Source organism: Brevibacillus sp. HB1.4B (genome assembly GCF_013284285.1).
GTDB classification, from domain to species: domain Bacteria; phylum Bacillota; class Bacilli; order Brevibacillales; family Brevibacillaceae; genus Brevibacillus; species Brevibacillus porteri.
The window spans coordinates 264617-279867 of sequence record NZ_JABSUT010000006.1; the positions used below are offsets into that span (position 1 = coordinate 264617).

The following is a 15251-nucleotide window of genomic DNA, read 5'->3' on the forward strand; positions in this document are numbered from 1 at the left end:
CTTTCAAATTTCTTTCCTGCCATCCTCGTAGATCGTCGACAAGATGAAGGTCGTGGAGGTTTCCAGTATTTCGTCATACTGGACCATTTCATCGATCAGATTGGTGATGTCTTCCGGTGCCGTCGCACGTACTTTTAGCATCATACACCACTCTCCCGCGAGCCGCTGGCATTCGATGATGGTCACGTTTGGTACCTGAACGTTCACAATCTTTGCTGTGATTTCTTTGAAATCCTGACATCTTGCTTTGACGAAGATCAATACCTTCAGTCTTTGCTCTAATTTTCTCCAGTCAATGATGCCACGGTATCCCTTGATAACGCCATTCTTTTCAAGCTTGGCAACCCGTTGGTGGACAGCTGGTCGCGAGATGTGCAGCAGCTTGCTGATTTCCTCGTGAGATATCCTTCCGTTTTCCTCGAGCAATTGAACAATTCTCAGGTCAACCTCATCCATCACATACCTCCTGTGGTTATAGTAGCATATTTTCCTTCATATAGACCATTCGTACTCTATATTGACCGAATTCAAACGAATAGTAAATACAGAAGCAAGATATCAAAAATATAATGCAATAAAACCGTCTTGAAAGCCCCCTTATCATTACGAATCGTTACTTAGGTACCCATACAAAAAAGAACAAGCCCCCGCTTGATTGTAAGCGGGGACCAGCTTAGAAGCATCGTCCTGATCATTCTGGTTTCTTCTCAAACAACGCCATCCACTCATCCACTTGGATGGAAACGACTTGCTCTCCTTCTTTTTCAACTGCGAAGTAGGCTTGGATTTCTTCATCGGCGCTTGTGATATGCGCGGTTACTTGCTCAACCTGCTCCTCAGTCTCAGTCGTACGTCTGACCCAAGTCGCATACGGGAACGTCTTTTTACGGATGCGCGAATGACTCTCCACCAGTCCCTCTTGCTCTATCCATGCTAACCATTCGGACCGTGAGTAGCTTCGTACATGACTGTGATCTCGAAGTTTTTCCAGCGTATTCACAAATTGATCGAGCTTTTCATCCTCTGCTGCGATATTGTCGATCAGCACAAATTTTCCACCCGGCTTTAGGACACGGGCCACTTCTTTTACAAACGCCTCTGGGTTCGGGAAGTGATGAGCCGCGATTCTGCACCCGACTGCATCAAAGGTTTCACTCAAAAACGGAAGTGCTTCCGCATCCGCAACTACATAAAAGACATTGCTTGCGTGAGATTTCAGATGGTTTCGCGCCGCTGCGAGCATCGGCTGCGTCAAATCGGTCGCAAAGACTTGACCGACATGTGGAGCGATTGCCTTGGTAAGATGACCGCCACCCGTTGCCACATCGAGAAATACCCAATCAGGCGAAGGTTTCAGCCAAGGCTTCAGGAGAGCGAGATCCTCTCCCGTAGCATGCGTCTGGCTATTCACATACTTTTCGGCATTCGCACCGAACTGCTGTCTGACTTCCTCTTTGATCTTTTTGTCATCGCGCATGAGAATCGCCCTCCCCTATTCTTCTATTCTTCGTTCACGATTACTTTCTTCCCTCTCATTTTCATGATCAAGGGAACGGTGATCCAGAGAACCGCAATGATCAGAAACACCAGCGATACTGGCTTTTGAATAAAGATAGAAAAATCACCATTGGACGTCGTCAACGCGCGTCGCAAATTGTTTTCAATCATCGGACCCAAGACCAAGCCAAGAACGAGTGGAGCCATTGGGAAATCGTTTTTCGCCAAAAAGTAACCCACGAGTCCACAGAGGAGCAGCAAGACTAGATCAAATACGGAGACACGGACTGCGTATACACCAAACACGGAAATGGCAACGATCATCGGGATCAAATATTTAGGCGGTGTCTCAATCAGCTTCGCAAACACCTTTACGAGCGGCATATTGAGGATCAAGAGCATCACGTTTCCGATGAACATGCTGGCGATCAAGCCCCAAGCGATGCTTGGATGATCTTCAAACAAGAGCGGACCTGGCTGCACGTTGTACATAATCAGTGCGCCCATCAATACCGCTGTCGTTCCTGTACCCGGAATCCCCAAGGTCAGCAGTGGGATCATCGCCCCGCCAGATGCTGCATTATTCGCCGACTCTGGAGCCGCTACCCCAGCGATTGCCCCTTTGCCAAATTTTTCAGGCGTTTTACTGATTTTCTTTTCCAACAAATAGGCAAGGAAGGATGCCAGTGTTGCACCAGAACCAGGAACAATACCTTTAAAGAATCCAACCAGCGATCCACGGAGAATCGGTCCGGCACTTTCCTTCAGGTCTTGCTTAGTCGGTAAAATTCGGGAGATTTTGGCGATCTCCCCCTCATTGATATCACGTTCGAGGATCGTCTTGAACACTTCCCCGAGTGCAAATACCCCAACGGCAATCGTCAAGAATTCCAAACCGGAATAAAGCTCTGGCATATCAAAGGTAAAACGCGCCACGCCAGATACATTGTCCAGCCCGATCGTCGCGATCAATAAGCCGAAAACCGTCATCATCAATGCTTTCGTGACGGACTTGCCTGCCAACCCGCTCAGTGCACACAACCCCAAGATCATCAGCGAAAACTCATCTGCTGGACTGAGCTTGAGCGCTACTTCAGAGAGTGGCTCTGCCAAAAATACCAGACCGACAAGCGAGACAAGCCCGGCAAAAAACGAACCAATCGCAGCGATGGAGAGAGCAACTCCCGCTCTTCCCTGCTTGGCCATCGGGTATCCGTCCAGTACAGTAACAACAGAAGATGACTCACCAGGTGTATTCAACAAAATCGAAGTGGTAGAGCCGCCGTACATCGCTCCGTAGTAAACCCCTGCCAGCAAAATAATGGCGCTGGTCGCCGCTGCTTCTGGCGGCAGTCCACTCGTCAACGAAGCTGTCACTGGAATCAACAAGGCCACGCCACTGATTGGCCCAATCCCTGGTAATACCCCGACTACTGTCCCGATCAAGACGCCGACAAACGCAAAGATAATATTTTGCCATTGCAGGGCAGTGGCAAATCCGTCCAGCAAATAATCAATCGCACCCATTTCATCCACCTCCTACAAGCCTAACCATGTTGGTAAACCGGGCAACGTGCCATCGAGAACTTCCACGTACAACAAGTAGACACCGAATGAAAACGCACCGGAAATGATCACGCTATTGAGCCATTTTCCTTTTTGCATCGTCTGGAATCCAACCAAAAGGAAAAGGAAGGTACTGATCACGTAGCCGATTTCCTCTAAAAGCAATACGTAGAATAATGCCGCGACAAGAATGATGAGGAACCGTTTGTAATCGAGCTTTTGCTTCTCTTTCTCGCCCTCTTGCTTGTATTTGAACGTTTCATAAAATAATCGCAGGCTGAGCAGGATCAGAAGACTTCCGAGTCCCATCGGAAAAATGTTTGGTCCGACATTGCTGCCGTAAGCGCTCGCCGAGATGTTTTGACTCCCGACCACAAATGCTACGCCTAACACGAGAAAAGCCAGACTGGCGAAGCGGTCAAATGTTTTGCTCACGCATGTTCCCTCCTGTTCGTACAAGAATCCAGAATGAAGGAGGAGAAGAATCGCTCCTTCTCCATCCCCCATCAAACCTTTTTATTTCGCCATTCCGAGCAAGCCCAAGATTTCCTTGAACATTTTTTCTTGCTCACCCAGGTAGCTCTTGAAGTCTGCGCCGTTTTTGTAGCCATCGTCCCAGCCGTTTGCTTCCAGCTCTGCTTTCCACTCAGGAGTCTCTGTCATCGCTTTCAATTTTTGCTCCCAGTAAGCAACAGCATCTGGCGTCATGTCTTTTGGTCCAAATACACCGCGCCAGTTGATCAGCTCCGTGTCATAACCGGATTCTTTGTACGTCGGGATGTCCTTGAACATACCTTTCAAACGCTCAGGGGATGAAACACCCAAGATTCTTACTTTGCCGGATTTCAAGTATTCACCCGAACCGGATACATCTGTAGCCAGTACGTCAGCATTGCCACCCAAGAGAGATGCGATCGCTTCTCCGCCGCCATCGTAGGAAATGTATTTCACAGATTTCGGATCAATTCCCGCTTTTACAGCTGGCATCAAAAAGGTCAAGTGATCAAGCGAGCCAGGAGCAGAACCGCCTGCAACCGTTACTTTGGTTGGATCCGCTTTGATTGCATCCATTAACGATTTCAGATCCTTGTATGGAGAATCGGCTGCTACTACGATCGCGCCGTAATCTTTCGTCAATTGTGCCAACGGAGTCATATCATTGTAGGAATGCGGGCTGTTTCCTTCTTTTTTCACATTGTTGATGACGATTGGTGTAGAGGGAAGCAGGAGCTTATAGTTGTTCTTCTTGTCCTGCGTCACGAAATCAGCCAAGCCAACTGCCTGTCCGCCACCTGGCTTGTTTTCGACGGAGATCGTCTTGTCTACCAGCTTCGTTGCTGACATCACCTTTGCAAGGGAACGCGCTGTTTTATCCAAGCCGCCGCCTGCCCCCGACGGAGCGATAACCGAGATTGGTTTTTCTGGATAGGTAGAAGCTCCTCCAGTGGATGCCGTCTGCCCACCGCCGCCTCCACAGGCTGCGAGGCTTAGTGCCATTGCCGTAGTGAGGAGTACTCCGGTCCATTTTGTCCATTTGTTTGATTTTTTCATCTTTATAACCCCCTCGATTGATAGCGTTTTCAAATAAGTTAAGGAGATCATAGCATTCGATGAAAACGCTTCCTAGTTTGTTCAGATAATTTGGATAAACACCATATTTATGATTATTTTCATTTTTTTCACGCCAAAAAGACCTGCCGTTTCCGATTAGGGAACGTACAGGCCTTGCCATTGATTCGACTGTAAAACTGCGTCAGGCGCTGGTCTCCTTTGGTTGTTTTATCCTGCTGTGGCGGTTCGTCCATGCACGAGCACCAAAGGAAAACAACGTGAGTACAAGAACCACACGAAACAGATGAAACGCCGTTACTAAGAGCGGATCGGCTCCTGTCGCCAAGGCAGTCAAGCTCATTTCGGCGAGTCCACCTGGCACCGTAGCCAAAATGGCCGTCACGATATCGGTAGCAGTCACGTAAGAAATGCCGATAGCAATCACGATCACCATAACAAACAAGAACAGGGAATGCATGAGACCGAACAGAAAGAATCGGCGGTTTTTGGCGATGTCCTCTCGTTTGAAGCCAAGACCGATGCTGACCCCGATGAATATTTGCGCCCCTTGGACCAGGATGCTTGGCAACGCAGGACTCTCTCCCACAAGCGATGTATTCATCGAAATCAAAGCGGTCACGAGCAAGGCACCTAGCAAGAACGGAGCGGGTATATAACAGCGTGACGCAATCAATGCTCCAATGACACCAACCACAAGAAGCATGACTGTCTGCCCAATCCCCAGCGTGTGTTCTGTAGTAGCCGTCTGTATGGCAGCATGGGTAGGTAGAAATGTCACAAGATAAGGGGTACAAAGCACGACGCTGATCGCACGGATCGAGTGGAAAATCGTGATGACTTGTTGATTTCCTCCCGCCGTTTGCCCCACCGACACCATTTCCGATAATCCGCCGGGAATATTGCTGAAGATCGCCGTTATTCCGTCTACTCGGCAGACCTTATAAAATATCCAAGCGTTCACCAAACTGATCAAGATGGTCAAAATCGTGGTGATGAGCATCAAACCGATGTGCCCTGTCATCGTCTCGACGATTTCAGGTGTCATTCGCAAACCAAGGGTGATCCCAATCACTGTCAATCCTGCTTGACGAAACCAACGGGGAATCCAAAGATTTTTGACCCCAAGCATATTACAGATAACGGTGGTGACTAGCGCTCCGAGCAGCCAAGGAAGTGGGCTGTGGATGGTAGCAAACAGCCAGCCTCCCAGTGATCCGAGCAGCAATGTAAACAGAATACGTAGCAGCATAAGCGTTCCCTCTCCTACTCTCCGACGTTGTATGAAGCTTCTAGGGTGGGGGTACACCTAGTGTAAAACAATTGTGCTCGCAGCAAAAATACAAAATGGTTATCGTTGGCGATTCCTTGTATGAATAATAAAAAACTGCTGGCTCCCGAGTCGAGAGTTCCCAGCAGTTCCTTTTTCCCAGATTAATCGATGAATGATATCTCACCCTGCTCCATGAAGCGTACAAATGCCTTGACCATTTGCAAGTCCATTGAGTCGGCATGATAAAACATCCAGGTACTTCGCTTGATCGGCTCCCCCTCTGCGCTGGTCAGCTCAATCATGTGCAGATCGTCTTTGCCATTCAGCACGGCTCGTGGAAGGATGGCGTACCCCAAACCGTTTGCTACCATTTCACTGCATGTATCCGCCTTGTCGACCTCCATGCCGATCAGCGGTGGTTGGGAAAATCGTTCGGTCCACCAGTCGTCCACTAACGCCCGCAGCATCGGATCGGTCTCATAGTCGATTCGCGGCAGGCTGGGCAGGTCGTCGATATGAAGGGGTTCCGTGGAAACGACATAGACCGATTCCTCGAACAGCAAGTACTTTTGGTCGGACCAGTTGTAGCTTCCTCGGACGAAGCCTACGTGCACGTCCTGATTATACACGGACTTGTAGACGTCTTTGCTCCATCCGGTCATTACCTTGTACTCGACGTTTGGATAGGCTTCCTTGAACTTTTTCAAGATCATCGGGAGCTTGTACCGTGCAAAATAGTTGGAAACCCCCAACCGGAGCGTACCATTGACCTCGTCTCCCATGTTCAAGACATGCTCCTTGATATTGCGCAGTCTGAGCAGCATTTCATCCGCGCATTTGGCCAAGTACTCGCCTTGCGGAGTGAAATGGACGCCTCTACTCCCCCGTTGCACGATCTGTACGCCAAATTCTTTTTCAATCTGCCGCAGTCGTTTGGTCAGCGCAGGCTGGGACAAATACAAGCTTTCGGCTGTTTTTGTGATGTTTTGTTCCTGGTACAAGGTTTGGAGAATGTACCAATCGCGATATTCCATAGCTATAGTGTCTCCGCATGATTATTTGTCACTTCTTTATTTAACACATTTTTCTCCTTCCTTTTCAAATAGTTTCCAATCACGATCACCAGAAGTGCCAATGCTACCGGCAAAATCATATGCAACGAAGGCATTACCCCTTCTAGGAAGCTGCCAACTGCTTTGTCTCCTACAATCATTTCTCCTGCTGTATATCCAAGCAAAGCCGCCCCTAATAATACGATGATCGGATAACGGTTCATCAGCTTCATCAGCAACTGGCTTCCCCAAATGATGAGTGGAATGCTGATGGTAAGACCGATGATGACCAAAACCAGGTTCCCGTTCGCTGCTCCCGCTACGGCAATGACATTGTCCAGACTCATAATCAGATCGGCAAAAATAATGGTTTTAAGTGCCTCAACAAAACTAACTCCGCCACCAATGTGACTGTCCTCATCTTCACCTTTTAACAGCTTGACCGCAATCCAGATGAGCAAAATCCCTCCGACGACTTGGACAAACGGGATTTTCAACAGCCAGATGGCAATGAAGGTAAGAATGATCCGCAATCCGATTGCACCGAAGCTCCCCCAAAAGGTGGCTTTTTTCTGCAGCTCTGGATTCAGGTTCCGACAGGCAAGAGCAATAACGACTGCATTGTCTCCGCTCAGGACCAGGTTGATCATAATGATTTGTAGTAAGCTAAGTAAGTATTCTGTCATGATGTCTCCCTCCAATGTTGCTGATACTGACAATAATAGACCTATCTTTTCGTTAGCGCAGTATTATTTCTATTATTTGCATATATTTTTTTAAAAAGACAGGCTACTTCTTGTATCCATACACAGAATAATCCGCTCGCACTTTTCGAATCGCTAGCCAAACTGGCAATCCTCTCGCTACCCAGCGCAAGGCAGACATAATATTTTGTTCATTTTCAAACTGCTCGACAATGATGACGGTCTTTTCATTGATATACGTCTGTAGCTCTTCCCAGCCCATTGCGGAATAGCGATCATTTCCGTATGTTTTCAGAGCCAAAAAGTCTTCGCGTTTTGGGTCCTTCAGCTGGAGGAGTTGTTGAATGGCTCTCGCGCATTCGGGATGAATGGTATTATTCATGATGTCATGCCTCACTTTGGTACGGGATGACTTTATGTTAAACGATTGCAGCAAGCTTCGCACGCAAATAAAAAAGGCCATCATCACTTTGGTAGGATAACGACCTTTTGTGCTTCTGTTGATTCAGTTTTTCTGCTCTGGTCTTCGTCGTCCGCTGTCTCATGTCAGCAAAAGCGAAAATGCTTCTGTTGAGATCCGGATTTCTTTTGCCTTCACGGGCCAGCTTTTCCCGTTGCTTGCGTGCTGCGCTTTTTGCCATTGTCTTTCACTCCTTTTTTACGGCTCTTACAATGGATACCGTCCTTGGTGTTATCATAGAACGCTTCCTGTGTTGTTGCAACGAAAATAGTAAAATCGCCTACAACTCTCGTCCATTCCTTTTTCTCCCCCCTGAATAGGATAGATTGACAGGAGGTGTTGAGACTCGATGAAAAAGAAAAGAATCACTGCGAGACGCGTGGAAAACCAAGTGTACTCCAATCGGGTTGTGCGCTCTGAATTCGATCGCAACTGGCGTACAGTAATCTCCAGAAGTGGTTACGTTATTTATATTGCAACAGCGAATCGGGCAAAAATCACTGTACTGCTTTCAAATGGATCTAGGAAATTGCTCATCTTCAGACAAGGTGGAAGAGTATTGGTTGGCGGTGGGGGTACCAGTCATTATAGCAAACCGCACATTGCAAAGGACTTGTAAGATGTAGGAATCGCCTTGCGCAGCATTGCTTGTGGCAGGCGATTTTCATTGAACGGATAGCTTACCTCGTCTTAATGATCACCGTCATTTTTTGCTTCATTTTTGTATCCTGAATCATGCCGATGATCTCCGCTCGTTTCCATACAACAAATTTATGCTCTTGTCCGTTATGCATCTTGATTTTCATTCCGTTTGGGATCACGAACAGCGTATTCCGCTTTTCAACTGCCGCCATATCCTTCAAGTTTATTTCGAGAGGTTGTGCTTGAATATTGAGACTGTGTGGTTGAAAATAAAGTCTTTCACTCGTAATCGTTAACCTCCCACCTACTCCTTCCATTCTTCTGAATAGGTATGCTGGTATATTCTCTAGCACGATCGATTCGTTTCGCCTGAGTTCCATTTCTTCCTTTTTCCCCTCCGACATACGATTCCGTTTTTTCTCGAATTGGTAGGCACTTCATATTACCATAATTAGGAATAAAGAAACACAATAGATGGCTTCACCAATCTACTGCGTTTCTTTTCATTAACTATCCCTACCTATTCAAAAAAAGCACTGGAGTATTCAACAACGCCCGAGACTTGAGCCAATGCATTTTCTTGCAGTTCCAAAGCCATAAATACCTCATCCGGTACGTCGAAAGGTGCTTTTATTCCCCAGTGCGAAGCTTTTTGGAAGCCAAACTTTGGGTAATATTCGGAATGCCCGAGAACAACAACAGATTGGTATCCCCGTTCTTTTGCTTTTTGAAGGGCTTCGAGAATTAATTTCTTTCCAATTCCTTTGCTTTGATAAACAGGCAGGACTGACACTGGGGCAAGTGCAAGTGACTCTATGCTCTGATTGTCATTGCGAATGGAGATTTTCGACAAAAGTATATGTCCAACGATTTCTTGATTTTCTTCATCAATCGCAACTAGAGATAAGGCAGGGATGAATGCATCAGATTTTCTGATGCGAGACACCAATTCATGTTCTTTGTGATCGCTGAACTCCGCATTCGCGAATGCACTTTTTACGACCTGTTCCGTAACGGAATAATCATCTACCTGTTCTATTCTGATCCTCATGTTCATCGTTCCCATCTCCTAAATCCATATCGCTTGTGTTGCCCATATGTTATCACATCTATACAGCGAAGCGCCCTGCTCGTATGCCTAGAGACAGGGCGCTTTGTTTGTTTAGGGACACAGATTAATAGGTAAACTTATTGATCAATACTTTCAGCTCTTCCGCCAATGACGACAAGGATTGAGCGGAGGATGAGATCTCTTGCATGGAGGCGAGCTGCTCCTCGGTAGAGGCTGCTACTTCCTCGGCCGTTTCGGCATTGCTTTTCGCAATGGTGACGAGCACATTGGCTGTCGCGGTTACTTCCTGAACAGCAGCCAAGATTTGCTGCGCGATCAAGGAGACCTCTGCGATATGTGGATTGGTCAGTCTGGTGCTTTCCATGATGCCTTCAAACTTGTGAATCGTCTCCTCCGAAACGTTCAAGCCTTCTGCAACATCCAGTCTGACTTTTTCCATGTTGTCGACGGATTGCTTAGTCTCCCGCTGAATCTCTGTGATCAATTCAGAAATTTGCTTGGCCGACAGTTGTGATTGCTCAGCCAACAGGCGCACTTCTGTAGCAACAACCGCAAAGCCTTTGCCATGCTCACCAGCCCGTGCCGCTTCAATCGCAGCATTCAATGCCAGCAAATTCGTCTGCTGGGCAATTCCGCTGATGACATCCGAGATCGTGCCGATTTCTTTCGAACGATCATAGAGCGATTTGGTCATGCGATCCGACTGCTCTACCGATTCATGAATCGACTTCATCTGACTCATGACTTGAGCGACAAAGTTGCCACCTTCTTCTGCCTGAACCGTTGTTTGCTGAGCAGTATCCGACAACACATTGACACTGTCAACAATCCGTGTGACCCCTTCCGAAATGTCATGCAATGAGCGAACATTTTGGTCGATTCCGCTCGTTTGTTGTTCCGCACTGCCAGCTACTTCCTGAACAGCAGTCGTTACAAGCTCGGTTGCAATGCTCGTCTGCTGCGCACTCGCAGTCAATTGCTCCGAAGACGCTGCTACTTGCTCCGCCCTGGCCTCGACATCGGAAATGAGCGCGCGCAGGTTATCCTGCATCGTGTTAAAAGCATGGCCCAGCTCACCAATTTCGTCGTTTGACCGCACTTTAATCGGGTCAGTTAAAATACCTTGGCTCACTCTGACCGCATGTATCTTCACTTCCTGGATGGACTGGAGAAGGGAACGCAGTACAGCTGCTACAATGAGTCCTCCCAGCACCAAGCAGATCGTAATCGTCCAAAACGTTTGCGCGAAAATCGGCTGTGCAGCATCCTCAACCTCAGACAGGTACATCGACCCGGCAATTTTCCAACCAGTAGCCGGATTCGTCACATAGTAAATCTGTTTCGGGATGCTTTGCTCCTCGTAATTGAATTTACCTGTTTCTGCTTGATACATGTTATCGTAATAACTTTCTTGTGCCAGCGTTCCTGCCTGATTTTCCGGATGGACGACATACTTCTTATTGCTGTCCACTACGATGACATCTCCATCAGAACCGATGCTGACTGAGTTTGCCAGTTGTTTGATCTGTTCAATCCCAACGGTAATGCAGATAACCCCTGCACCATCCTCCGTCGTTCTTGCTACCGCTACTAAAACCTCACCTGATACCGCCGAAATATAGGGCTCTGTCACGACGACAGTCCCTTTGTTTTCCATCGCTCTTTTGTACCAGTCTCTCGTACGCGGATCAAACCCTGCCTGTACTTCTTGCTTGGGAGCGCGGAAGTACTGTCCGTCAACCGTTCCCAGACTGATACTGGACGCTTCCACATGCATACCCATATACATCTCCAAATGATGCATGATTTCTTCTTGAACATCCGCTGATTTCACGCTAGGTGTGATATCTTTTGCCAAATAGTCAGCATCCTTCTTTTTGCCCTCAAACGTATTGCTGACGATGAAGTTGACCAAATCGACGTTTTCGTTGGCGCTATCCATGATCTGTCTTTCAATTTCTTGTTTCGCTTGATGGTAAGCCAAGCTTCCCACGACAAGGGAAGGGACTAGCAGAATCAAGAGAAATGTGATGATAAGTTTGGTTCGATAGCTTCTGAACCAATTCCTAAGGTTAACTTTCACTTCATTTCATCTTCTTTCTAAGTTGTATTTGGATAAACGATTCATGTTGGTGAAGTCCTAATTTTTTATATCGGTAACGAAGGAAACTTAATGAAGTAAAAAATATATAGAACTGTAATAGATATAAAAAAAGCGGGGAGTATACCGCCCCGAGGCCATAGAAAAACCGCCCTGCTTATGTATGATAGACAGGACGGTCGATATTGATTGACTATTTAGTAGCGAAATTTATTAATCATCGCATTTAGCTCTTCTGCCAACGATGACAGAGATTGGGCAGAGGCTGATACCTCTTGCATCGATGCGAGCTGCTCTTCTGTAGAAGCGGCTACTTCCTCTGCGGTCTCAGCATTGCCTTTTGCAATCATCGCCAACTCGTTCGCTGTTACCTTCACTTCCGCAACAGTTGCCACGATTTGTTGAGCGATCGACGAGACCTCCTCGATACGAGGATTTGTTTGTTTCGTGCTTGTCAAAATTTCCTCGAATTTATCAATCGTACCTTTGGAAATCCGCAAGCCTTCCGAAACATCGCGTCTGACTTTCTCCATAGTCTCAACGGATTCTTGCGTATCGCGTTGAATTTCTACGATAAGGTCGGAAATTTGCTTGGCCGATTCCTGCGATTGCTCTGCCAACAGTCTTACCTCTGTTGCTACAACCGCAAACCCCTTGCCATGCTCGCCAGCCCGCGCCGCTTCGATCGCTGCATTCAGTGCCAGCAGGTTTGTTTGCTGCGAAATTCCACTGATCACTTCGGAGAAGGCAACAATGTCTCTGGAGCGTTCAGAAAGGGAATGGACCATGTGATTGAGCTGTTCCACAGATGCGTGAATCGAGTTCATCTGGCCCATCACCTTCTGAACCGATTCGCCGCCTTCACCAGCGTGAATGGTTGTTTGCTCAGCGATATCCGTCAATCCATGCACACTCTCCACAATTTGCGCTACGCCGTCTGATATATTTTGGAGAGAGTGGACGTTTTGGTCAATTCCATTCGTTTGCTTCTCTACGCTGCCAGCAACTTCTTGCACGGCTGTGGCAACATGCTCAGTGGCGATGCTCGTCTGCTGCGCACTCGCGGTTAATTGCTCAGACGAAGCGGCCACTTGTTCTGCTCTTGTCTCTACATTTGAAATAAGCGTGCGCAGGTTGTCTTGCATCGTATTGAACGCGCGGCCCAGCTCCCCAATCTCGTCATTGGATCGAACCTGGATAGGCTCCGTCAGTATGCCCTCACTCACTTTGACTGCATGTACCTTGACCGCTTGAATCGATCGGATAAGCGAACGCAGAACAACGGTTACGATAAGCCCTCCTACAATCAAGCAAATCGCGATTGTCGCGTACGTAAAGGTAAAGATAGGCTGTACAGAGTTTTGTATCTCCGAACGATCCAGCTTTCCAGCGATTTTCCAGCCAGTCAACTCATTCGTCGTGTAGTGCACTTCTTGTTCGTTACCTTGCTCGTCGTAACGGAAGTCACCTGATGCACCTTCATACATTTTTTCAAAATAGCTCTCTTCAGCCACAGTACCAGACTCTTTTTCAGGATGAACAACGAACTTCTTGTTGCTGTCCAAAATCATGACGTACCCGTCACTTCCGATACTGACCATGTCCGCCAGACCTTTGATCTGCTCGACGCCCATCACAATGCCGACTACACCTGATCCATCATCCGTCGTTTTAGAAATGGTAACGATGACTTTGCCTGATGCTGCTGAGACATACGGCTCGGTAATGACAGCCTTCCCCTTATTTTCCATCGCTTTTTTGTACCATTCTCTCGTTCGCGGATCAAAGCCAGCCTTAACTGTTACCTTCGGGGATTGATAATACTGTCCGTCCACTGTGCCCAAACCTACGCCATTCGTGTCCGGAAGCATTCCACTGTAAATATCCAGATGCGGCATAACGAGCGCTGCACTGTCTTTGGTTGGATACATGCTTTTGTTAATGGTTTTTGCTAAAAACTCAATAGTATCCAGCTTGGGTTTAAACGTACTCGTCACAATCGAATTGACCAGCCCGACATTTTCTTTGGCGCTGTTCAAGATCTCCTTTTCCATCTCCTGCTTCGCCTGATTGGAAGCCAGTGTTCCAACGACAATAGTAGGAACAAGCAGAATTAACAGGAAGGATGCGATTAACCTCGTTTTAAAGCTTCTACTCCAATTTATTAAGCGAACTCTCACTCATTCTCAACTACTTTCTAGGTTGTATTGGGGAAATTTTTTCCATGATATAACCCCAATCTAATATCGGCTAGGAATGAATGAGTATGTAGTGAATTTTTTACGAATAAAGTATTTTTCTGTAAGTCACTTCAACCGCGCTTCATATTCCCCAAGCGGATGAACTGTTCGTCACGTACACGAAGCTTTTGTGAGACAGACGTATCCATATATGAGTATATACCTGCTCCGGTCTTGGTACCGAGATTGCCTTCTGCTACTCTTTCTTCAATAATGGCGGGTGCTTTTGTCGAAGCATCCAGCTCTGGCGCTAGGTTATCCATCACACGCTTCCACGTATCGAGTCCACCAAAATCCGCCGTCTCAATAGGCCCGACAAAAGCCCAACGATAGCCAATTCCATCCTTCATCACCGTATCGATCTGGGCTGCATCTGCCACACCCTCTGCAAGCAAGTGAAAAGCTTCTCTCATCAAAGCTGTTTGCAGCCGATTGGCGATAAAGCCCGGTACATCCTTTTTCAGCAAAACTGGGGACTTCCCGATCTCTTCCATCAGCTGCATCGTCTTGTGAACCACTTCCTGCGCCGTGCTCTCGTGCCTGACTACCTCGACCAACGGAACCAATTGAGCTGGATTGAAAAAATGTGTAATGATAAAGCGTTGTGGCGTCGTTGCTTTTTCGATCAATCGTGCAATGGAAAACGTAGACGTATTGGAAGCAATAATCGCGTCTGGCCTCGCGTATTGCTCCAGCTTTTCAAACAGCTCCCACTTTAGCTCGATGACTTCTGGTACCGCTTCTGTGATGATTTCTGCATCAGATACTGCCGCTCGCAAATCCGTGGTCAGGACGATATGCTCGAGCGCCGTTACTCTAGACTGGTCTGCAATCACTCCCTCTGCAACCAGAAGAGAAAGGCTGTGCTCAATGCTAGATCTTGCTTTCATCAAAAACGCTTCCTGCAAATCGTAAAGAGAAACACGAAATCCAGCCAATGCGTATAGCTGCGCGATTCCATGTCCCATAACACCTGATCCGATAACAGCCGCATGCTTTTCCATAGAACGAGCCTCCCAGGGGTGAAATAGGTTTACTAACAAAGCTTTCCACGATCAAATACCTAGTTCCTGCT

16 protein-coding genes are annotated in these 15251 nt (G+C 47.3%); 1 reads left to right on the forward strand and 15 read right to left on the reverse strand.

Going from position 1 to position 15251, the window contains the following annotated elements; all coding sequences use genetic code 11:
- Positions 1 to 3 precede the first annotated feature (3 nt).
- The 10 genes from HP398_RS16990 to HP398_RS17035 form a co-directional block, all read right to left on the reverse strand.
- The gene (locus tag HP398_RS16990; protein WP_017247315.1) at positions 4 to 456 is read right to left on the reverse strand and encodes an Lrp/AsnC family transcriptional regulator; all 453 of its coding nucleotides are present in this window, start codon (positions 454 to 456) and stop codon (positions 4 to 6) included.
- Between the two features lie 235 nt (positions 457 to 691).
- Positions 692 to 1477 carry a class I SAM-dependent methyltransferase gene (locus HP398_RS16995; protein ID WP_173623199.1) on the reverse strand — a complete coding sequence of 262 codons (786 nt, stop codon included), beginning with the start codon at positions 1475 to 1477 and terminating at the stop codon, positions 692 to 694.
- A 23-nt stretch (positions 1478 to 1500) separates the two neighbouring features.
- The gene (locus HP398_RS17000; RefSeq protein WP_106836398.1) at positions 1501 to 3024 is read right to left on the reverse strand and encodes a tripartite tricarboxylate transporter permease; all 1524 of its coding nucleotides are present in this window, start codon (positions 3022 to 3024) and stop codon (positions 1501 to 1503) included.
- Positions 3025 to 3036: 12 nt separating this feature from the next.
- Positions 3037 to 3498 carry a tripartite tricarboxylate transporter TctB family protein gene (locus HP398_RS17005; RefSeq protein WP_017247312.1) on the reverse strand — a complete coding sequence of 154 codons (462 nt, stop codon included), beginning with the start codon at positions 3496 to 3498 and terminating at the stop codon, positions 3037 to 3039.
- An 81-nt stretch (positions 3499 to 3579) separates the two neighbouring features.
- The gene (locus tag HP398_RS17010; RefSeq protein WP_017247311.1) at positions 3580 to 4614 is read right to left on the reverse strand and encodes a Bug family tripartite tricarboxylate transporter substrate binding protein; all 1035 of its coding nucleotides are present in this window, start codon (positions 4612 to 4614) and stop codon (positions 3580 to 3582) included.
- A 202-nt stretch (positions 4615 to 4816) separates the two neighbouring features.
- Entirely contained in the window at positions 4817 to 5884 is a 1068-nt protein-coding gene (locus HP398_RS17015; RefSeq protein WP_017247310.1) for an AbrB family transcriptional regulator, read from the reverse strand.
- 182 nt (positions 5885 to 6066) lie between these two features.
- On the reverse strand, positions 6067 to 6939 hold the full coding sequence (locus HP398_RS17020; protein WP_173623200.1) for a LysR family transcriptional regulator: 873 nt from the start codon (positions 6937 to 6939) through the stop codon (positions 6067 to 6069).
- Positions 6940 to 6941: 2 nt separating this feature from the next.
- Positions 6942 to 7643 carry a TerC family protein gene (locus HP398_RS17025; protein WP_173623201.1) on the reverse strand — a complete coding sequence of 234 codons (702 nt, stop codon included), beginning with the start codon at positions 7641 to 7643 and terminating at the stop codon, positions 6942 to 6944.
- A 103-nt stretch (positions 7644 to 7746) separates the two neighbouring features.
- On the reverse strand, positions 7747 to 8043 hold the full coding sequence (locus HP398_RS17030; protein ID WP_238144674.1) for a hypothetical protein: 297 nt from the start codon (positions 8041 to 8043) through the stop codon (positions 7747 to 7749).
- Positions 8044 to 8080: 37 nt separating this feature from the next.
- Positions 8081 to 8302 (reverse strand): hypothetical protein, encoded by a 222-nt coding sequence (locus tag HP398_RS17035; RefSeq protein WP_017247306.1) that lies wholly within the window; start codon positions 8300 to 8302, stop codon positions 8081 to 8083.
- Between the two features lie 168 nt (positions 8303 to 8470).
- Between HP398_RS17035 and HP398_RS17040 the strand changes: the two genes are divergently transcribed.
- A complete protein-coding gene (locus HP398_RS17040) occupies positions 8471 to 8740 on the forward strand; it encodes a hypothetical protein (protein ID WP_173623202.1) in 270 nt (89 codons plus the stop codon).
- Between the two features lie 61 nt (positions 8741 to 8801).
- Here the strand turns inward: HP398_RS17040 and HP398_RS17045 are convergent, their stop codons facing one another.
- From HP398_RS17045 to HP398_RS17065, 5 genes are all read right to left on the reverse strand, one after another.
- Positions 8802 to 9167, reverse strand: coding sequence for a GRAM domain-containing protein (locus HP398_RS17045; RefSeq protein ID WP_371736758.1), 366 nt, complete (start codon positions 9165 to 9167; stop codon positions 8802 to 8804).
- A 116-nt stretch (positions 9168 to 9283) separates the two neighbouring features.
- A complete protein-coding gene (locus HP398_RS17050; RefSeq protein ID WP_173623204.1) occupies positions 9284 to 9820 on the reverse strand; it encodes a GNAT family N-acetyltransferase in 537 nt (178 codons plus the stop codon).
- A 118-nt stretch (positions 9821 to 9938) separates the two neighbouring features.
- Positions 9939 to 11918 carry a methyl-accepting chemotaxis protein gene (locus HP398_RS17055; protein WP_017247302.1) on the reverse strand — a complete coding sequence of 660 codons (1980 nt, stop codon included), beginning with the start codon at positions 11916 to 11918 and terminating at the stop codon, positions 9939 to 9941.
- 215 nt (positions 11919 to 12133) lie between these two features.
- Positions 12134 to 14116 (reverse strand): methyl-accepting chemotaxis protein, encoded by a 1983-nt coding sequence (locus HP398_RS17060; RefSeq protein ID WP_173623205.1) that lies wholly within the window; start codon positions 14114 to 14116, stop codon positions 12134 to 12136.
- Between the two features lie 131 nt (positions 14117 to 14247).
- Positions 14248 to 15180, reverse strand: coding sequence for a 3-hydroxyacyl-CoA dehydrogenase family protein (locus tag HP398_RS17065; protein WP_173623206.1), 933 nt, complete (start codon positions 15178 to 15180; stop codon positions 14248 to 14250).
- Between the last annotated feature and the right edge of the window lie 71 nt (positions 15181 to 15251).